Source organism: Shewanella sp. TC10, from assembly GCF_009663145.1.
Lineage (GTDB): Bacteria > Pseudomonadota > Gammaproteobacteria > Enterobacterales > Shewanellaceae > Shewanella.
Window position 1 is genome coordinate 1 of the sequence record NZ_VKHR01000053.1, and the last position, 21,246, is coordinate 21,246.

A 21,246-nucleotide genomic window follows, 5' to 3' on the forward strand; every position below is an offset into this window, starting at 1 on the left:
GCAGGGAGTTACGAGYAACTCCCTGCTAATCTTGCTTATAAGCAATCAACAAACTTGAGTGATCACTCTCACTCCAGCCTAATCACTAACTACCCTCCCTACTTTCTACTATCTACTTCTACAATCCGCCCTATCTTCTAGCCTGCAATCGTTTATGAAACTTGATATAAAACAAGTGCATTATTGATTTCAAATAGCTACCTTTATAGATATAAGGATAGCGATGATTTAAGGCCTGTTGATCTTTCGAGGTTGTTTTTGCAGCGAATTGTTGGTCATTTGTACAAGGCAGAGACTTTGTGGTGTAGTTATTCTACATAAAAAGTCGATAACGCAGTAAAAATGACCAACAAACGCTGCCCGAAGGGTTCGCGAATAAATGGAACAGGAAATGGGAGAGGCAAATGGATAAAGCACTGCAAACCATGATTGATAACATGCCGGAAAAAACCGGAAAATCATTACCAGAGTGGCTTGAGATACTTACGCAGCAGAATATTGAAAAGCATGGAATGGCAGTTAAATATTTAAAAACCGAGCATGGGGTAACCCATGGCTTTGCCAATACGATTGTGACCTTATCAAAACAAAAAGATGAGTCTGCTGATGAGTTAGTGACCCAACAATATCAAGGCAAAGAAGCACTGACGCCAATCTACGATTTGCTGATTTCTATTGTAAGCGGCTTTGGCCAAGACGTAGTGATAACCCCTAAAAAAGCGACAGTGAGCATCATTAGGAAAAAACAATTTGCCCTGATAAAACCAGCCACCAAAACCCGTATCGACCTTGGGTTAAAAATTAAAGATACCGAGCCTCAAGGTTGTCTTGAAGACTCAGGGCCTTTTGGCGCAATGTGTAGCCATCGCATACAACTCAAAGATATTAGCGATGTGAATGATGAAGTAAAACAATGGCTGCAACTTGCTTATCAGCAATCGGTTTAATGCTCATTATTTAAGTAACAGTTTGAACGCATAAGGTGAGAAAGCTAATTAAGCGATATATTTTAAGTAGGTTATCTGGGTAACCTAAGAGTGAATCATGTCCTTTGCTTTGAAGGGCATGTTTAATCGTTAGCTGAAGCCTATCAATCATAAAATTTAGAAATTAAATGCTAACCCAAGTTCAAACATATTTTCACTATCTGCAAAATAACTGTAACTAAAATATGGCGCTAATTTCCAGATTTTACTCGTGACAGATAGTTTATGGTAATTCATACTCCCTTTCCCATATAAGTAATGATGCTTATGGTTAACATCATATTCAGGTAAGGTAATATCAGTATTTAGGCTGGCACTTTTAGTCTCATAGATTTGGTTAAAACTATAACTGATACCTAAATACTCATGGGCTTTCCATAACATCCCAAGTCGGATATCCACTGAATCTGCTGGTGTATAAACACTACTAACTCTGTCCGTCTCAATAGATAAATCGTTGGTATTCCAGTTGTAATTAGCATCAACAAATACTACAAAATCTTCTTGTAAGGGCATCGCCCAAAACGTCCCAACGGAAAAACCATAATCACTCGCTTTTGCAGACAATTCAATCGCAAAAGATTGAGTATAAAAACTTTTTCCTACACCAACTTCCCAGTAACGCTCATTGTTATATTCACCAAACACTCTCCAAGTTTCACTAATATCGACACTAGCATTCGCAGTATAAATAGCTTCACCATCGTGCATAGCGACATCAAAGCCGACAGATTTATACAAGGGGTCAGATTGTTGATTTATCTCCATTTCAGGAAACATCACCGCAATATCATTGCTAATCGAGGCGCCATGAGCTGCACTTGTTATACATAACAACGCAATAGATAAAGTTGAAATAGATTTCATAAGCTTGAAGACTTCCAATTCAGAGATACCATTGTGCTCTCTTTAATACACTGAGAGTCACGTAATGAATGCAAGTCTATCAAGCTTAGAAATATTGATAATTAGAGCTAAGATAGGTTGACCCATTCACACTGTAAATGGGTAAAGCGGATGCTTGAGGTAGTTTATTTACATTAGGTCAATTATAAAATCGACGTAATAGTATCCCGTAACCATTTATTGGCTTTATTTTGGGTCAGTTTATTTTTCCAAAACATACACACTTCTAAGGGGGGAGCTGTAAATGGTATAGGAAATATTTGTAATCCAAATACCGTTTTGTATTCATCTGCATAGCTTTTTGGAATGAGGCCAATAGCTTCACATTTTGAAATTGATGCCATCACGCCTAAAAATGAAGATTGCTCTCCATGCAGTTCACGTTTACTCATAATCGGTATGTTTAAGGCTTGAGCCATTGGTAAATTATTCGATCGTCCACTGAATAATATATGTTTTTCTGCTAAAAATTGCTCAACAGTGAGCTCATCTTGTAACCGTGGATGATTTAATGCGGCTACACAAACCACCTCTTCATCAATAAGCTTTTTACGGGCAAACATTTTTAATTCAGAAAAATCCAAGTGCAACACTAAATCCACTTGCTCAAACATTAATGAAGATTCAATTTCAGCTTCATTATGAGGTGTTTCTTTAAAAATAATTTCAATGCCAGTATTAGCGAGGAGCTTATCTAGTGCTCCTTGCAATCTTCTAATAACGACGTCGTTGGCTAATACCGTAAACCGACGTTGAGCTTTCCGGTAATCAAACTCTTCTAAGCCCATCAATACTTGTTCAATGTCTTCTAAAGGTTGGTGCAACTGTTGATATAACTCTTTGGCAAAAACTGTTGGCTGTATCCCTCTGCCTACACGCACAAATAACTCTTCACCAACTATAGCTTTTAAACGACCTATTGCATTACTGACTGACGACGGTGTTAATTCCAGCTCCTCTGCCGCCAGAGTAAATGAACCGCGATGACAAACGACGTTAAACACTCGTAATAGATTCATATCAAACTGTTTTGCATTAGCCATCATCACTCACTTATTCACAATGTAAATATATCAACTAAAGCTAGCCCTAATTATCAATGAGTTCAAGTTGTTTAATATGTACTCAACTTCACGAAGCAACGGGCTTCTGAAACTTTAAACCATATTGTAATTCATCATGCTGTGCTCTTAATGCGAAACCGCAAATGGAGTTGAGGTCAGCAAATGAATCTCTTAACAAATTGAGGAAGACTATGTCTATTAACAAACTTGCTGTTTCAACTCTTGTGTTATCAAGCCTTTTCATTAGCGGCTGTTCATCAACAAGCTCTACAGAATCTGCTACGCCAACGCCAGAGACACCAAATTACACGTTAAGCGATCAAGCTAAAGATGCTTATGCAGCAAGAGTTGACGGTGGTTGGGGACTAGACAATGGTCTTGATAACCCAATTGAGAAAGAAACACCGCCTAACCAGCCTAAATACACGATTGCAGATCAACTAAAAGACGCCTATGCAGCACGAGTTGATTCTGATTGGGGGCTAAGTGGAACACCAGTAAACCCGATTGAGGATGAAAAAGAGCTACCTATTTATATTGAACCAACTAACCCAATTGAAATACCTGATTATGGTGACACACCTGAGTTTGGCTTATATAAAGTGGTTTATGATGCTGATAGTGGTCAATTGAAAATTTATGATCGAAGTAATCAAGATGCGACAGTTGCCATTATAACTGTTGAACAGGGGAATGATGACAACCCAACGGTTGTAATTAGGCATGGTGCCATGGAAGACGATAATACTTATGCCATTATCAAAACTGAAGACGGTATTGCTATCGATTGGGATAGCCCATATACCAAAATCGACAACGGTTTTGATGGACCATTAGCGACAGACACTGTGGTGGCATTATTAAATGGCCCTGCATTAACAGAGCAGCAAGTGGCTAATGTTAAAGCTCGTTTTAATAACCCTACTAACAAAGCTCAGTTAAACAAACAGAACATTAACCAACTGAAAAAAATAAAGTCACAGCTTAATATGCCAAGCCAAATGCGCTAATCATAGATTTAAGCTGTAGAGAAAGGGGGAGCAGACAAAGCTGTTCGCCCTTTTTCTAGTTAAATAACCATGAATTAGGTTATCAACCTCTTAATAAGATAACTTCATTTCAAGCAAAGGATTTTGCGGGTTTTGACTAAAGTGTTCATTCTCTTCTACTGCGCCGCAATGCTCAAAACCTAGTTTTTCTAAGATACGAATAGAACCTTTATTTTGGCTGGCAACCTCTGCAATAATCGGCCTTTTAGAATGGCTTTTAACAAATATGCTTACTGCTTGACTGGCTATGCCCTTGCCCCAAAAATTACGTCCGAGCCAATAACCTAAAAACCAATCAGGATGGGGGCTAGCCGCATTCATCGACCATAACAGTACACTGCCCACCAGCACGTCATCTGCGATGATTCCCTGGGCAAAAACATCCTCTCGGCCTAATACATTAGTGCGCCAATGTTCAAAAAAACTGTCTCGATCTCTTGCTGGAAAGTCCGCCATTTGATTAGCGACCGGATCATCTTGAAATTGAAAAAGTGCCTCTAAATCTGCTTCGGTTACATCTCTAAGTTGGATTAACATGAATTATCCTTATTCATTTCAGCAAAGCCCATTTCATCCCCCTACTTAAGAAAGTTCAGTAAAAATGATAAACTACTCTGCTTTTTTAGACTGCTGTTTTACAATACACGCGATAGCCTAATGCTAAATAAGATTGAATTGAAAGCAAGCCTGTTTTCAATCTGCTCTTGGCTACTTTTTTAAATTTCTCATAGGACAACCCAAGTGACCGACTCATCAATGCGCCTTAATAAATACATCAGTGAAAGTGGCATATGTTCACGCCGTGATGCCGACCGTTTTATTGAGCAAGGCAATGTGTTTATCAATGGTAAACGTGCGCAAGTCGGCGATCAGGTGTCCTTTGGCGATAAAGTAAAAGTAAACGGCCAAGATATTGAACCAAGAGATGCTGAAGACTTAGTGTTTATCGCATTGAATAAACCTGTCGGTATTGTCAGTACTACCGAAGGCACTGAGCGCGACAACATTGTTGATTTCGTTAATCACTCAACCCGTATCTTCCCTATTGGCCGCTTAGATAAAGACTCCCAAGGCTTGATCTTTTTGACCAATAACGGTGACTTAGTTAATAAAATCCTCCGTGCAGGTAACAACCACGACAAAGAATATATTGTCACGGTGAATAAACCGATTACTGATGACTTCATTAAAGGCATGGGCGCTGGCGTACCTATTCTTGGCGTAGTAACTAAAAAATGTAAGGTTGAACAAGTCTCACCTTATGCATTTAAAATTGTGCTTGTACAAGGTCTTAACCGTCAAATTCGCCGCATGTGTGAATACTTCAATTTTGAAGTCACTAAGCTTGAACGTCAGCAAATCATGAATGTCAGCCTAAAAGGGCTACCGATTGGCGAATGGCGTGACTTAGACAAACAAGAATTAGATGTGTTATTTGAGATGATCAAAGACTCATCATCTGAAGACAAAAAAGCAGCACCAAAGAAAAAGCCTAAACCTAAGCCAAAAACAGCTTCAGAGCGTGGAAAGATTGAAGGGCCAGAGCACTTTATGCAGCATAACCGCAGCACCAAACATAAAGGCCAAGCAAAAGGTGGCAACAAAGGCCAAACCAAAGGTCAAGCTAAGGGAGCAGGTAAAGGCGGCAAAGGTAAACCTAGTGGTGGTCGTAAGCCAAATCGCGCGCGTTAATAACGAGTTACAGCTGATATAAATAGGGCGCCAGTAGCAATACTGGCGCCCTACTTTTTTAGATTTGATAACAAAGTTATTTGCCTAATAAAAACGTCATCGGAATATTCAAACGTTCAGCCCAATCACTTTCATTATGGGCTTTACCTTTAAAGAAGTGGGTTTGCCAAAGGGCTTTATCATAGCCTGAGGTCTCAAACAGTTTATCTACCTCAGCCTGCAAAGGCGGATACATGGCATCTAAAGTTTGATCGCCATAATCAAAATACAATTTCACTTGGGGATTAGTGGCAATCTGTTTAGCCAAATACTGGTTAAACACCTGTGGGATCGGGTTATCTTCAGCAGCGAAAGAGCCAGGCCAATGGGTCGATAAGCACGCAGCACCGCCAAAGACTAGTGGATATTCTAACGCTGTATACCAAGAGATTAATCCGCCCATACTTGAGCCCATAATGAAGGTATTTTGCTTATCCGTTGCCACCTTAAAATGTTCATCAATATAGGGCTTTAACTCAGTAACAATAAACTCAGCATACTTATCAGAATACACAGCTTGCGCTAATAGCTTTTCAGTTGCATTGCGCTGGGTTTGATACAAACTGGTTTGCGTGTCAGCAGTTAAGGATTCAAAAGGTTTTTGCGGAAAATATTCGCTATGACGAGACTGCTCAGCATTATGAACCCCCACAACAATAAACGGCTTAATATCTTTACTCTTATTAAGACTTGCTGCGGTTTCATCGACTTCCCAAGCAGTCCCATTCCATGATTGATTCGCATCATATAACACCTTGCCATCATGCATATACACCACGGCATAAGGCGCTTTAGCGGGGTAATCCTCTGGCAGCCACACATCAATAGGACGTGGTTTTATCAGCGTAAATTCGATAGCGGTTTCATCAAGGCGTTGTAATTTCCCTTGGCTGACAACAGGTAATGACTCTTGTGAAGATTCAGGTGCTGCGCCGGTATTAGAGTCGATATTGACTGCCGCTGCACGGTACGACAAAAACGATAACACTACCGTCAGTAACAAAGGCTTCGTCAGCTTAATAAAAGACGCAGAAGCATTATTCTTGTTTAGCTTAAAAGCCATATTGTTTTCCCTTACAACAAGATTGATTACCCATAACAAACATAAAAATACACTAAATTAAAAGAATAACACTAGTTAAATAAGTCTTTCTTTAAGCTAGTTTGTAGAGTCGTGTTACGCCCACAGCCTAAGCCAAACATAGCGCCAATGATACTAGCCCCTGCACAAAGCCATAATGCAGCAGCCCAATGACCTGATAGCGAAAATGCATAACCCGCCAACATAGGGCCAATAGCAGCAAGACTATAACCAAAACACTGAGACATTCCCGACAATGAAGCCGCCTGATGCTGATCATCAGTTCGTAAACTAATAAACGACAAACCTAAGATGAAGCAGCCGCCAGAACAAAACCCCACCATCATAGTCCAATAAAGGGCAAATTGAGGCGCATATAACAGCCCTAAACTGGCTGAGGCCGCAAGCATCGCTAACGTGAATGCAAGATAACGCTGATCCTTGAGTCGTGACATTAATGGGATCAAAATAATCCCAGGCAAAGCCGCAGCCACTTGAAACACACCGTGGATCATGCCCGCTTTTTCAGGACTATAGCCTGCATCCACCAAAATACTCGGCAGCCAGCCAACAATAATGTAAGTCAGAAAAGAGTTAAGCCCTAAAAAGAGGGTAATCTGCCAAGCCAATGGAAACTGCCAAATACGACTTTGTTGATCGCACTCTAGCACCTCAATGGTAGGTTTCGTTTTGGAGCGCAGTTGCGGCAACCACACCACCAGAGTCACAATCGTCAGTAATGAAAAAGACGCTAATGCGGCCGACCACCCCAAATCATTATATTGAGAAATAGGGAAAGACAAGCTCGCATACCCTCCTGACACTAACCCCATAATCAAAACATAGCTGCAGGTAATTAACGCAACCTTGGTTGGAAAGTCACGTTTGACTAAACTTGGCAGTAATACATTGCCAAAAGCAATGCCCACCCCGATGATCCCTGTACCAATAAACAACCAATTGCTTTGCTCTATCATCCGTGAAGCGCAGCCAATACCAATCAACAATATGGCAATGAATAAGCTAAATTCTAATCCGAAACGTTTAGCGATCATTGCAGCAATAGGCGATGCGATCGCAAATGCAATTAAGGGTAATGTGGTAATCATGCCAGCGAGGGTTTCTGACAACATAAATGCAGCGGTGATTTGGTCTAGCAGTGGCCCAACACCTGTAATTGGCGCCCGAAGATTCGCTGCAATAAGTAAAATTCCCAACACCAATAAACAGGTACTCGCAAGCGAACGAGTGCTAGAACAAGTGCTAAAACTAGTACTAATAGGTTTTTCAGGGGACGGCATAATGTCACAGGTGTGCTCTACAGATGACAAACTCAACACTCCAAAAGAGAAACAATTTTCCCGTATTATAATCAGGGATAATAAAATTTAATTTAGCAATAAAGACAAAAAACAACTAAATTAAGACAACCATATTTAAATAGAGTCAATATGAAATCACAGACACCGCTGACCGCCTTTGATATGCAAAGGTTTAATGCCCGCTCAGAACCTGTCATAGCGATATTAGAAGATGCAGTGCTTTCCAATGAATTGCCTTTACATACCCATCCACAAGGTCAGTTAGTATTTGCCCATCAAGGATTTGTCACCTGTGATGTTGCCTCTACCATGTGGATGGCTGCGGCCAACAGTGCGATTTGGATCCCTGCCGAAACGCCACACTGTAACCGTGCATCCGATGATGCCAAGCTGTTTTACCTATTCATTCAAAATAACCTACGGGATTTGCCCACCAGCACCTGTACCTTAAGCATCTCACCGTTATTAAAAGAAATGATCTTGCATCTCACCACTCTGTCTCAGCACTATAAAGCAGGTGACGAAACCTCAAGGTTGGTAGAAGTATTATTAGATCAACTGCAACAAATGCCACTTCAGGAATTAGGTTTTCCAATGTCTGAAAACAGCATTATTCAAGCCATAGCAAAACAACTTATTAAGCAGCCAGAAGATCGAAAAACCTTGGCTCAATGGGCACATTTACACGCCATGAGTGAGCGCACTCTTGCAAGGCTAGTAAAAAAAGAGACCGGACTCAGTTTTGGTAAGTGGCGTAGCCAGCTCCATGTCATTGTGGCCTTGCAGCTGTTATCACAGCAGCAATCAGTGCAACACATATCAGAAAAGCTCGGTTATGAATCAGTGAGTGCTTTTATCACCATGTTCAAAAAAGCACTGTCAAAATCACCCAAACGATATATGAAAGAGTTAGCTCAATCATGATATTTCCGACTTCTCTGTGTGCTACTTTTTAAAAATGACAACAAGCAGCTATGGAGCTCATAACGGTATTGAGCCGGTATTTTATAAGGGAGTTACTCCAAGCATTTAGGTGTTATCTAAATTCTGAATTAAGTTGTTTTAGCGACATTAACAACACCAATCACTTCAGATAATCAGTTATGAGTAATAAGAAATGGATGAAATATCTGAAATTAATTAGCAGCTGTGGTTACACGATAATTATTCTATCAGCGTCTACTAATTATCCTGTTTATCTTCAGCCTTCATCCGCTCAACATCTTCTTTAGTGAGCCCCATCGCTTCTGGCATATAACAGGTTTTCACCAACTGAAACATTTGCACTAAAGAGCTCAATTGCCCTGCATGCATTTGCAGGTTTAATAACGCCATCGAGGCGCCTAATTCATCGCCATCAGCAATCTCAGGCACGTTACTTAATACTTTATTGGCTTGCGTAAGCTGGGTAATCATACCTTGGTATTCTGTGACTTTTTCAGGCAGATAACAGGTGGACGTTTCAGGAAGTTGCGCTAAAAAGTGTTCGAACTCAGCCACAAACAAGTTGGCTTCAATGAGCGTTTCATTCCCCAATAATTGCAGTTGCTGCACCTTGCCACTGTTAAACACCGCACTAGCACTCTTGCCCGCTTCAGCCATTTGATTAAAGTCATCCATTAACTTGACCTGCATGTCTGAAAGTAACTGACTTCTTTGTGCAATGGGTCTGACTTTGCCATCAAATTCGAGCATCGCTGCTCGGTTATCGGCATAAGCATTAATACTCAACCCAGCCATGAGTATTGTTACAGCTACATACTTAGCAAATGTCATTTGAATGCTTCCCTTTAAAAATATAGTAACGTACTAAAAATCGAATCAAGCACTCTAAGAATAACGCTCCTTAAAGTCAAAAACTATTAAGACACCCTTGCATAACCACGAGTTTAAAGCCGGTAAACAGCGATATAGGTTATCCGCAAAACCATATTAAGCATGCAGGACAAGTAGCCATATTTTGCTTCGATTGGTTAATTTTATCATACGAGCAATCAGGCTTGGCGCTAAATGGTAAATAAATACGCCATTTATCCGTTAACATTACCCTAAATCTAGACTCATTTTAGGCTGCGGCCTATTTATCACAAGGTGCATTAGAGTGACTAATAAACGCGTACAACTTGTTACTGAACCTGGGCAAATCAATCACACTTTAGATTTGCTTAAGGCTGATAGTCAAATTGACATCGAGTTCGCTTTTTTTAGCAACGAGCGCATCAAAGGCCGTGTTGTCGGCGCTCAAGCCGGCAAGTACTTTCTATTGGCGTTACCTAAAACGGTATTTCGTACTCAAGAAAACATGCTAGTTGAAGGGCATACTGTGGTGGTAAGAGCAATTATTGAAGGTGATACAGGTGCATGCGTTGCCTTTAAAGTGCGTATCCAGTCGGTAAGTAGAGCACCTTATTATTTGTTGTTTATCGACTTTCCAAATAAATTAGAGATGATTAACCTGCGCCAACAAGCAAGGTTGAGTACGCTGCTCCCTGCTAGCTTGCGCGTTCAGCAAGCTAACTCTGAGCAACATAGCCAAGCACTTGCCAAGACAGCACTGAGCGAAAAAGCACTCAACGAAACAGTACTGACAGGGACAATCCATGATATTTCGGTATCGGGTTGTCGTTTTAAAGCCGATAGCCAATCTAAAGTCTTGCATCATTTAGACCGATTAATCGAGCTAGATATTAGCCTAGACGCGAGTTCTGTGCCGCTTACAATCAAGGCCAAAGTGACCAATAGCAATGCAGGTCGTAATGGAACACTGTCGCTAGGAATAGAGTTTTTGAGCGAGCAAATGAGTCCCAAAATCAATCAACAGCTCGCTCAGCTTGTGCAATATCCTAAGTTGCCCAAAGCTAGCTAAAGGTGCTCGTTTCTCTGGTATGTGAGCCATAAAAGCTCAAGGATGGAAACTTTGATGCTCACATTGCTACTGAATTCGATTTGAACAAATCCACAATAATGATTTAACGTATTACAACGACAAAAAAGCCAGCAATTAGCTGGCTTTTTCTTATGTTAAAACAACATAATCGAGACTGATTAAGCTGTTTTCACTTTCCAGTTTACCGTTTCGCCCGCAAAGAAAGGCACGATTGGGTTCTGGTTTGGCAAGATGATTTGTTCAGGAACAACCCACTCTTCTTTAACTAACGTCACTGTACCTGTATTGCGCGGCAGGCCATAAAAGTCTGCGCCGTGAAAACTAGCAAAACCTTCAAGTTTATCTAATGCGCCTAAGTCATCAAACACTTGGGCATAAAGCTCTAGTGCCGACCATGCGCTGTAACAACCCGCACAACCACAGGCTGACTCTTTACGGTGTTTTTCATGTGGCGCAGAATCTGTGCCTAAGAAGAACTTGCTTGAACCCGTTGCCACAGCAGCTTGCAGCGCTTGCTGATGAATATTGCGCTTCAGCACAGGTAAGCAGAAGTTATGTGGGCGTACGCCGCCAACTAATAAGTCATTACGGTTAAGTAATAAATGCTGCGGGGTAATTGTTGCTGCAATATTGCTTGGCGCATCTGCGACAAACTCAGCGGCATCTTTAGTGGTGATGTGCTCGAACACGATTTTAAGATTTGGCATAGCTTCAACAATGCGCGCCATATAGCGATCGATGAACACTTTTTCGCGATCAAAGATGTCAATGTGCGATTCAGTCACTTCACCATGAACCAGCAATAACATGCCTTGCTCTGCCATCACTTCAAAGATTGGAAATAATGCATCTAATGCTTTTACCGCAGCATCAGAGTTAGTGGTGGCTCCTGCTGGATATAATTTTGCTGCAACAACGCCTGCCGCTTTGGCATCAATGATGTCTTGCGCAGTGGTGTTATTGGTCAAAAACAGCGTCATTAATGGCTCGAACGAGCTACCTTGCGGGCGCGCAGCTAAAATGCGCTCACGGTAGGCAGAAGTCATAACTGCATCGGTAACAGGTGGCACTAAATTTGGCATCACAATAGCGCGCTGAAATAAACGAGCGGTGGCTGGTACGGTTTCAGCTAACATGTCTCCATCACGGAAATGAAGGTGCCAATCGTCCGGCGTAGTAATAGTGATTTGCGTCATTTAGGTTCCCTAAAAATCGATTACGAATAATTGCGCGCTATTGTGCCTGAAAACCCGTTTTCTTGATAGATGTGTTATTTAAACGCTGACTTTGCTACAGCAAAAAATCCAATCAATTATTACTTTAATCACCACTTGTTTATCAAAAAAACAAGATTGTATTTTTGTCATGACTCCATGCTAAATTAAATCAACAACACGATTAGATATTGACTCACAATGAACAACACAACTAGAGCTAGTCGTTAAGTAAGCTTATCGTTATAAAGGGAATTTTATACGTGAACCACTTTTCGTTATCAAAACTCACCTTAGCCACAACTTTACTGCTATGGGCTCAAAGCGCGCAGGCCAATATCGACTTTTTTGATCCCATCGATGGCTACTTTGACGCTGGCGAATACCTTGCAGAAAACGCCTACGGCTTTTTACCTGTTCCCAGTATCATCACCGAGCCATCTGTCGGAACAGGTTTACTTCTGATGGGGATTTTCCTCCATGAAACGCCCGAACAAACTGAGCAGCGCCAACAAGTCGCGAAAGAATCTGTGGATGGCGGTGCCCAGCTCCTTACACCCGGAATTTCGGCAGCTGGAATTGGCGCTACCGATAATGGCTCAAAGTTTGGCTTTTTAGGCCACCGTGAAACATGGAAGCAAGATCATATCCGCTATCTTGTCGGTGGTGGCTATGGCGATGTAAACATGAACTTTTATAGCCAATCTGACTTTGCCCAAGATTTATCCTTAGATCTAAATATGCAAGGCTATGGTCTGATGCAAAAGCTGCAATTTAGATTATTTGATAGCCCGGTTTTTCTAGGTGTGACCCAAAAATTTGCCCAAGTCGATTTAGCCAGTAATAACGACACTTCATTATTACCGCCAGAGTTAGTCGATCGCCTCACTGACATAATCGATCCTTCACCTACCGTGTCATCCCTTGGGGCGGTGCTGCAATACGACAGCTTAAATAACTTTTTTATGCCCACTAGCGGTTATGACTACACCTTGGAATACGACTGGTTTAATACTGCCATCGGCAGTGATTACGACTACCAAACCGTCAAAGCTACTGGGATCAATTACTGGCCACTCGTAAAGGATGTCACCTTAGGCGTTAAGTTAAATTATCAAACCATCAGCAGTGATGTTCGCTTACCCATCTTCACTTACCCTTATATTGAAATGCGTGGTATTCCGCGAAACCGCTATCAAGGTGAAGCCGTATCCACCGGCGAAGTTGAGCTTATGTGGCGCATAACGCCAAGATGGATGGTGTTATCTTTTGTCGGAGCGGGTCTTGCTGGAGACAGTAATAGCAATATGTGGGACAGCGACGAGCAAACCGCCTATGGCGCTGGCTTTCGCTACACTATAGCAAGGCGTTACGGACTGCATATGGGGATTGATGTGGCTAAAGGTCCAGAAGATACCGCATGGTATATCAATGTCGGCACAGGGTTTTAATGTTTGCTTGCTTGAACTGGTCGTTGCTACTGTGGTTTCCAAACTTCGTTTGGATTAACGTCGTCGTTCACTCACTTTGAGTTGATGTCTCTGAAATTGTGATTTTCAAACTTCGTTTGAAGTAGATCAAAGTCGTGGCGCTTCGCCCATTCTTTTGTAAAGAGCAGACTAAAAGGGAGTGAACTGCGACTCCCTCTTTCTTTTTACTAAGAGCTACGCCCCGCAGTTCCGGCGAAATTTAAACAGCAAAATTTCCAACGGAGAAACATCCAGCGTTAACCATTTTTTATAGTCTTCTTTGGCAAGCTGCAACTCAGGTTTACTGAAGCTCTAACGCTTACGATGGGGCTAATATTTTCTATTTCCAAACTTCGTTTGGATGAACGTCGTGGGTTTTCCACCCACACCCGAGCAAAAGGGAGTGGACGGCAACTCCCTCTTGCATCACCCTCGCCGCTTCGGCGAAATTTAAACAGCAAAATTTCCAACGGAGAATCATCCAGCGTTAACCATTTTTTATAGTCTTCTTCGGCAAGCTGCAACTCTGGTTTACTGAAGCTCTAACGCTTACGATGGGGCTAATGTTTTCTATTTCCAAACTTCGTTTGGATTAACGTCGTGGGTTTTCCACCCACACCCGAGCAAAAGGGAGTGGACGGCAACTCCCTCTTGCATCACCCTCGCCGCTCCGGCGAAATTTAAACAGCAAATTTTCCAACGGAGTCTGATCCAGCTTTTGACGACATTTGTAGCCAGCCTCGGTCTTTATCGAAAATGCTAACGCTTCCGATGGGCCATCCATGGCCCCCGAAAGCTAGCCTGACGTCCTGTCAGGCTCACGCTATTTTCTCAGCGACCTCAATTCAAATTGAACATTCAAAGAAGATCAAAAGCAGTTTTAAACCTTTGAGATTGATCCCTGTAACAACAAATGAACTCGCAGATTCAATTGACTCCATTGGAAGTGTCCGAATGCGGTGAGCTAATTTGCGTGATGGAGGCAGGACGCCGACATAGCCTGAGTTGAGCCAGGGATGGCGAATCTGAGGCGAAAGCAAATTCGCTCTATAGCATGAGGTTCAACACTTCGTCGGAGCGGCAAGGCTTTTTATATATGAATCAGCGAGAAGGGAAATGCTATTGTTTCCCTTTCGTCGGGTGTGGGCGAAGCGCCACGACTTTTAAACAACAAACTGTATCAATTTAAATAAATAATTAAGCAACCCAAAATCTCAATAGCACCAATTGATAACTTAGTGTAAGTTTATAAATTAAAAGTAAAAATATAATAATTAAGCTAAAGAGCTTTAGTTCACTTGGACAACTAACCTATAGATAATAGCTTAATCTTTCACTTGTAATATAAACAGATAACGGTCAAGCAATGCCGACTTAACGCGTTAATAGATGTTCTGTAATAAATAAAAAATAATATAAATGATCAACAAAAACCAACAAGAAAGAATGACATTTAGCTCTATCCCTGAAGCGACTAGTTACTTTACCAATCAGCAAAATGCATTGAAATTAGAAGAGTTACTAAACCCTGACAAACTAAACTTAAGTGAATTTCGCCATGAAGCTCACATAAGATTAGACAAGCTAGAACAGCTATTAGCGCAATACAAACACTTTTACGCTCAAATTATCACTGGCACTAGCAAAGAGATGTTAGACATCACTTCTGAACTCGATAAAGTAAGTTTTCAAACAGTTTTGAACTCAAGCACTACCACTCTGAATCAAAAAATGTTCCAACAAGCGTTATTCTTTAAAGCCAGAGAATCATGGATTAACAATACAAGGATAATGCTGAATATTCTTGAAAATAATAAGCAACACATCACTTATGATGGGGAAACTTTCGCATTCAATAACGATGAGTTACTGATCCAATTCGATATCTGTATAGCAGCAATGGATGAAGCGGCAGATTTTGAAGCTGAATTTTTAAAAAGTAAAAGAGTCAGTATGTTAAATGGGCTTAGAAAAATTTGGGGAATAATAAAGTCTTAAATATATTCAAATGCCCTCCTTCGAGTATTTTTTTATCTGTCCAGCTAAACTAGGCAGCTTAATATTGTTGTTCACTCACTTTGGGTTGAGGTTACTACAACTGTGATTTCCAAACTTCGTTTGGATTAACGTCGTGGGTTTTCCACCCACACCCGAGCAAAAGGGAGTGGACGGCAACTCCCTCTTGCATCACCCTCGCCGCTCCGGCGAAATTTAAACAGCAAAATTTCCAACGGAGAATCATCCAGCGTTAACCATTTTTTGTAGTCTTCTTCGGCAAGCTGCAAAAATTACTAACGCTTACGATGGGGCGTCCCTTCCCCTCGAAAGCTAGCTGGCCGTCCATGGCCAGATTCACGCAATTTTCTTGCTTACCTCAATTCAAATTGAACATTCAGATAAGAGCAAAAGCACCAAAAGCACCAAAAGCACCAAAAGCTATATTGTCTCTAATTTCAACCTAGTTAAACCAAACGAACCTGCGGGCTCAATAATCTCCGTTGGAAGTGTCCGAATGCGTTGAGCTAATTTGCGTGATGGAGGCAGGACGCCGACATAGCCTCAGATTGAGCCATGGATGGCGAATCTGAGGCGGTAGCTAATTCGCTCTATAGCATGAGGAACAACACTTCGTCGGAGCGGCACAGGGAGATGCAAGAGGGGGATTGCTGTTGATCCCCTTCTTGCTCGGGTGTGGGTGGAAAACCCACGACTTTGATCTACTTATTAACTAACCTAATAAAGTGACTTCTATTGATAAAACCAAGAAAAGCCATCCACAAAAAAACCAGCCACTTTTTCAAGTAGGCTGGTTTTTTTAATCGTGATTGTTAAGCCAACGGCTTAACCAACAATTACCCTTGTGGGCGCATCGCTGGGAACAAGATCACGTCACGGATGGTGTGTGTGTTAGTGAATAACATCACTAAACGATCGATACCAATACCTTGACCTGCTGTTGGTGGTAAACCGTGCTCTAGTGCAGTGATGTAGTCTGCATCGTAGAACATCGCTTCGTCATCACCTGCATCTTTTGCATCAACTTGCGCTTTAAAGCGGTTGTCTTGATCTTCTGCATCGTTAAGCTCAGAGAAACCATTTGCAACTTCACGGCCGCCGATGAAGAACTCGAAACGGTCGGTGATGAAGTGGTTTTCGTCGTTACGACGTGCAAGTGGTGAAATGTCCGCTGGGTAACCCGTAATGAACGTAGGTTGCATTAACTGAGGCTCTGCTGTTTCACCGAAGATTTCTTCAAGTAGTTGACCACAAGTCCAGAATTTTTCGATTGTCATGCCAATGCTTTTCGCAAGGTTACGCATGAACTCAACATCTTTAACTTCTTCGTAAGTCATAGACTGAATCGTTTCGTTGTCTGGGTTGTACTTCTTAATCGCATCTAACATGCTTAAACGTGCGTAAGGGCCACCAAAGTCAACGGTGTGCTCGCCGTATGGAAGTTGTGGAGAACCACAAAGTTCAGTCGCGATTGAACTTAGCATTTCTTCAGTTAAATCCATTAAATCGTTGAAGTCAGCATACGCCATATAGAATTCCATCATAGTGAATTCTGGGTTATGACGTGGCGATAAACCTTCGTTACGGAAGTTACGGTTGATTTCGAATACTCGCTCAAAACCACCAACAACTAAACGCTTAAGATAAAGTTCTGGTGCAATACGTAAGTACATTGCGATATCTAACGCGTTATGGTGCGTTTCGAATGGACGAGCTGAAGCGCCACCTGGGATGCTGTGCATCATTGGGGTTTCAACTTCCATGAACTCTTTTTTCACCATGAAGTTACGGATGGCCGAAACCACTTTTGAACGCATGATGAAGGCTTCACGTGACTCTTCGTTAACGATTAAGTCAACATAACGCTGACGGTAACGAGTTTCTTGGTCAGTTAGGCCGTGGAATTTTTCTGGTAGCGGACGCAATGCTTTAGTTAGCAATTGGTACTGCTCCATGTTCACGTACAAGTCGCCTTTACCTGAAAGGTGCAGCTTACCTGTTACGCCCACGATGTCACCAATGTCTAAACCTTGGAACGTCGCTTTTAAATCTTTTTGAACATCTTTACCAGCGTAAGCTTGGATACGACCAGATACGTCTTGGATAACTAAGAACGGGCCACGTTTAGCCATAACACGACCAGCGATTGAACGTTGAACGTCCATGCCTTCGAGTTCTTCTTTAGTGTGATGACCGTATTCAGCTTGAATATCGGCAGCCTTGTGTTTTCGATCGAAGTTATTTGGGTGACCATTTGCTGGGCAGTTTTCGCGGATGTGGTCTAACTTCGCGCGGCGCTCTGCAATTAACTTGTTTTCGTCTTGAGTTTGTTCAGTCATCTTCTTCTCTCGTTAAAGGCCAGATTTAAGGCTAGCTTCAATAAACTTGTCCAAATCGCCATCTAAGACGCTTTGGGTATTTCGGTTTTCAACACCGGTACGTAAATCTTTAATACGGGCATCATCAAGCACGTACGAGCGGATTTGGCTGCCCCAACCAATATCTGATTTGGCGTCTTCCGCTGCTTGCTTATCAGCATTCTGTTTAAGCATTTCTAGCTCATACAGTTTAGCTTTTAATTGTTTCATTGCAGCGTCACGGTTCTTATGTTGCGAACGGTCATTTTGACACTGCACGACAGTATTTGTCGGTAAATGGGTAATACGAATCGCTGATTCAGTTTTGTTGACGTGCTGACCACCTGCGCCTGATGCGCGGTAAGTATCGACACGTAAGTCAGCTGGATTGATATCAATTTCAATCGAGTCATCAATTTCTGGGTAAACGAATACCGAGCAGAATGAAGTATGACGCTTACCTGACGAGTCAAATGGTGACTTACGCACTAAACGGTGAACACCGGTTTCTGTACGCAATGAACCAAAGGCATATTCGCCAGTAAATTTAATGGTCGCGCCTTTAATACCTGCGACATCACCATCGGTGACTTCCATCAACTCAGGTTTGTAATCGTGGGCTTCACCCCAACGCAAATACATACGCAAAATCATATTAGCCCAGTCTTGGGCTTCAGTTCCGCCTGAACCTGATTGAATATCTAAATAGCAATCTGATGCATCATGTGGACCTGAGAACATACGACGGAACTCAAGTTCCTCTAAACGTTTCTCAAGATCTTCTAACTCAGTGCTCGCATCGTTAAAGGTTTCTTCATCGTCTTCTTCAACGGCAAGTTCAACCAGTCCTTCAATATCTTCAAGACCACTGTCCATATCATCAATCGTTTTAACAACGGCTTCTAATGACGAACGTTCTTTACCAAGTGCTTGAGCATTATCTGGATCGTTCCATACTTCAGCACTTTCAAGCTCTCTTGTGACTTCTTCTAATCGCTCTTGCTTAGCAGCGTAGTCAAAGATACCCCCGAAGAAGTTCGGTGCGGTCAGCGAGTTCCTTGATCTTGAATTTAACTGGATTTACTTCAAACATGATGATTTCTACTTTATGGAAATTTAGATTGCTGCAAACCGAGTATTCTAACCTATCGCTAGCGCTAAACCTAGGGGCAAGCACCCTCGTTTTAATGACTTTTTATCACTTTAGCTAACCGTGATAACAATCGATTGAATAGAATAAGTTTAATGGCGTTTGAAACGACAGCTTTCTATGTTAAATAGGCATAAAAAAGAGCCAGCCAAAAATACTGGCATGACTCGTTTATCTAACTAAAACTGCGAAATGAACGCATCAATTCAATAATGCATTTACACCTTAAATTGACTCACTAACGTCGATAAATAATCACCAGAACTTGCCACAGAAGTGCTAACCTCAGCCGCTTGCTGGCTAGATGACAGTAGCTCATTAACGATTTCTTGCACCGAACTGATATTACGATTGATCTCTTCGGTGACAGAGCTTTGCTCTGTTGCCGCCGTTGCAATTTGAGTACTCATGTCATTAATGCTGGTGACAGAAGATGTCACCGCGCCCAAGCTTTCAGAAATCGCTTTGGATGAATCCACTGAACGAACGCCGCTTTTCTGGCTTTGCTCCATCGCTTCAACCGCCTGGCTGACTAACTTGTGCAGTTCAGATAGCATTTCATTAATCTCGACGGTACTGGCCTGAGTACGGCTCGCCAAACTGCGCACTTCATCAGCAACCACCGCAAAACCGCGCCCTTGCTCACCTGCCCTTGCCGCTTCAATGGCTGCATTTAACGCCAGCAAGTTAGTTTGCTCTGCAATACCACCAATCACGGATAACACTGAATTAATCTTCTTAGACTGCTCACTTAAAGATTCAATGTTGTCAGCGGCGCTATCGATTTGGGTCATTAACTGCGACACTTCATTCAATGAAATATCCACACATTCTTGCGCTTTTAGCACAAAGTCAGATGCGTCATCAGTGGCTTCAGCAACACTATTGGTGTTTTGTGCCACATCATTTGCAGTCGCCGACATTTCAGTAATCGCGGTAACGATTTGGTCGACCTCGCTGTTATGACTATAAAGCTGATTTGAGATCGTCACCGTTTGATCGTTAATGGTTTTCGCAGCACCTTTTACTTCATCTGTCGCACCTGAGACTTCGGTGATAATGGCTTGGAGTTTTTCAACAAATAAATTAAACGCCAAACCTAACTGGGCAATTTCATCATGGCCTTCAACAACTAGCCTTTGAGTTAAATCCCCTTCACCATTTGCGATATCGTTCAGCGAGTTAGCCATGGTTTGTATCGGGTGTACCATACGGTGTGCCACCACAACTAACGCTGCTGCAGTCAATGCGCCTAATACAGAAGTAACCAGTAAAAAGAACATCAAACTGTTACTCATTTCTTCTTGTTTCATGGTTTCAAATTTGGCGATGACAGTTTCAATGTCATCAATATAAGCACCTGAGCCCAGCATCCAATTGGTATTTGGGATCATAACCGCATAGCCGAGTTTCTCGGTTAACCCTTGCGTATTTGGCTTTTGATAATAGTAGGAAAAATTACCTTCACCCGATCTCGCAGCATTAAGCAAACCCACAATAATTTTGGTGCCATTAGGGTCGGTCATATCGATTTTATTTTGCCCTTCAAGCTGGGGCTGCATTGCATGAAACACATTCATACCAGCATCATCATAGATAAAAAAGTAACCCGCACTACCAAAGCGCAGATCTCTTAAAGCTTGATTAACGTTACCTTGGGCACCTAAATTAATTTGATACTCAACAACACCTTGAGCAATTTCGACAGCTTCTTTGAGCTGATTTTTACGTTCTAACACTAACTCGTGACGAAAGTCATTAATGTCATTGTTGAGAGAATCTTGCGCACTGATATAAAACAGCACAAGTACAGTAGTAAGAATGACAAAAAGAGGAATAAGAGAAAGTGCGAGAAGCTTATTTCGAAGGGATAAACGCAGCATATAACTTACCTTTAAAGTTGGAAACTCTTAAAGTATATAGACGATCTCAAAATTCATTACAAAAACACAACAATAACTATAAGTTGATCACAAACATCACGCCAATGTGATACAGATTAGAAAAAACTTAA

Annotated in this window: 17 protein-coding genes; 7 read left to right on the forward strand and 10 right to left on the reverse strand. The window is 41.8% G+C overall.

Annotated features, from left to right (window positions below; translation table 11 throughout):
• Window positions 1-404 precede the first annotated feature (404 nt).
• Window positions 405-947: a DUF4287 domain-containing protein gene (locus FNZ24_RS16395; RefSeq protein ID WP_153915906.1), complete on the forward strand. Its 543-nt coding sequence runs from the start codon at window positions 405-407 to the stop codon at window positions 945-947.
• A gap of 156 nt (window positions 948-1,103) precedes the next feature.
• Here FNZ24_RS16395 and FNZ24_RS16400 read toward each other — a convergent pair whose 3' ends face one another.
• Window positions 1,104-1,853, reverse strand: a complete 750-nt coding sequence (locus FNZ24_RS16400; RefSeq protein ID WP_153915908.1) for a hypothetical protein — start codon at window positions 1,851-1,853, stop codon at window positions 1,104-1,106.
• Window positions 1,854-2,035: 182 nt separating this feature from the next.
• Entirely contained in the window at window positions 2,036-2,935 is a 900-nt protein-coding gene (locus FNZ24_RS16405) for a LysR family transcriptional regulator (RefSeq protein ID WP_194945082.1), read from the reverse strand.
• 212 nt (window positions 2,936-3,147) lie between these two features.
• On the opposite strand from FNZ24_RS16405, the gene FNZ24_RS16410 reads away from it, so the two are divergent.
• Window positions 3,148-3,966 (forward strand): hypothetical protein, encoded by an 819-nt coding sequence (locus FNZ24_RS16410; protein WP_153915912.1) that lies wholly within the window; start codon window positions 3,148-3,150, stop codon window positions 3,964-3,966.
• 90 nt (window positions 3,967-4,056) lie between these two features.
• On the opposite strand, the gene FNZ24_RS16415 is transcribed toward FNZ24_RS16410, so the two are convergent.
• Entirely contained in the window at window positions 4,057-4,542 is a 486-nt protein-coding gene (locus tag FNZ24_RS16415) for a GNAT family N-acetyltransferase (RefSeq protein WP_153915914.1), read from the reverse strand.
• A gap of 204 nt (window positions 4,543-4,746) precedes the next feature.
• Here FNZ24_RS16415 and rluF point away from each other — a divergent pair, with 204 nt between their 5' ends.
• Entirely contained in the window at window positions 4,747-5,697 is a 951-nt protein-coding gene (gene rluF, locus FNZ24_RS16420) for a 23S rRNA pseudouridine(2604) synthase RluF (protein ID WP_267463735.1), read from the forward strand.
• Between the two features lie 76 nt (window positions 5,698-5,773).
• Here the strand turns inward: rluF and FNZ24_RS16425 are convergent, their stop codons facing one another.
• Together FNZ24_RS16425 and FNZ24_RS16430 are read right to left on the reverse strand one after the other, a co-directional pair.
• Entirely contained in the window at window positions 5,774-6,799 is a 1,026-nt protein-coding gene (locus FNZ24_RS16425; RefSeq protein ID WP_153915916.1) for an alpha/beta hydrolase, read from the reverse strand.
• 71 nt (window positions 6,800-6,870) lie between these two features.
• Window positions 6,871-8,118, reverse strand: a complete 1,248-nt coding sequence (locus FNZ24_RS16430) for an MFS transporter (protein WP_153915944.1) — start codon at window positions 8,116-8,118, stop codon at window positions 6,871-6,873.
• A gap of 150 nt (window positions 8,119-8,268) precedes the next feature.
• Here FNZ24_RS16430 and FNZ24_RS16435 point away from each other — a divergent pair, with 150 nt between their 5' ends.
• A complete protein-coding gene (locus tag FNZ24_RS16435; RefSeq protein ID WP_153915918.1) occupies window positions 8,269-9,063 on the forward strand; it encodes an AraC family transcriptional regulator in 795 nt (264 codons plus the stop codon).
• Between the two features lie 258 nt (window positions 9,064-9,321).
• On the opposite strand, the gene FNZ24_RS16440 is transcribed toward FNZ24_RS16435, so the two are convergent.
• Entirely contained in the window at window positions 9,322-9,915 is a 594-nt protein-coding gene (locus tag FNZ24_RS16440; RefSeq protein WP_153915920.1) for a hypothetical protein, read from the reverse strand.
• Between the two features lie 325 nt (window positions 9,916-10,240).
• Here FNZ24_RS16440 and FNZ24_RS16445 point away from each other — a divergent pair, with 325 nt between their 5' ends.
• Window positions 10,241-11,005: a PilZ domain-containing protein gene (locus FNZ24_RS16445; RefSeq protein WP_153915922.1), complete on the forward strand. Its 765-nt coding sequence runs from the start codon at window positions 10,241-10,243 to the stop codon at window positions 11,003-11,005.
• 179 nt (window positions 11,006-11,184) lie between these two features.
• Here the strand turns inward: FNZ24_RS16445 and pyrC are convergent, their stop codons facing one another.
• Window positions 11,185-12,222: a dihydroorotase gene (gene pyrC / locus FNZ24_RS16450; protein WP_153915924.1), complete on the reverse strand. Its 1,038-nt coding sequence runs from the start codon at window positions 12,220-12,222 to the stop codon at window positions 11,185-11,187.
• 281 nt (window positions 12,223-12,503) lie between these two features.
• Between pyrC and FNZ24_RS16455 the strand changes: the two genes are divergently transcribed.
• Together FNZ24_RS16455 and FNZ24_RS16460 are read left to right on the forward strand one after the other, a co-directional pair.
• On the forward strand, window positions 12,504-13,691 hold the full coding sequence (locus tag FNZ24_RS16455; protein WP_228768518.1) for a BamA/TamA family outer membrane protein: 1,188 nt from the start codon (window positions 12,504-12,506) through the stop codon (window positions 13,689-13,691).
• 1,437 nt (window positions 13,692-15,128) lie between these two features.
• Window positions 15,129-15,707, forward strand: a complete 579-nt coding sequence (locus tag FNZ24_RS16460) for a hypothetical protein (RefSeq protein WP_153915926.1) — start codon at window positions 15,129-15,131, stop codon at window positions 15,705-15,707.
• A gap of 854 nt (window positions 15,708-16,561) precedes the next feature.
• Here the strand turns inward: FNZ24_RS16460 and lysS are convergent.
• From lysS to FNZ24_RS16475, 3 genes are all read right to left on the reverse strand, one after another.
• On the reverse strand, window positions 16,562-18,064 hold the full coding sequence (gene lysS, locus FNZ24_RS16465; protein ID WP_153915928.1) for a lysine--tRNA ligase: 1,503 nt from the start codon (window positions 18,062-18,064) through the stop codon (window positions 16,562-16,564).
• Window positions 18,065-18,076: 12 nt separating this feature from the next.
• A protein-coding gene (gene prfB, locus FNZ24_RS16470; RefSeq protein ID WP_194945083.1) for a peptide chain release factor 2 occupies window positions 18,077-19,175 on the reverse strand; the annotation gives its coding sequence in 2 pieces (ribosomal slippage) (window positions 18,077-19,099 and window positions 19,101-19,175; 1,098 coding nt in all).
• A 275-nt stretch (window positions 19,176-19,450) separates the two neighbouring features.
• A complete protein-coding gene (locus FNZ24_RS16475; RefSeq protein ID WP_153915932.1) occupies window positions 19,451-21,115 on the reverse strand; it encodes a methyl-accepting chemotaxis protein in 1,665 nt (554 codons plus the stop codon).
• Between the last annotated feature and the right edge of the window lie 131 nt (window positions 21,116-21,246).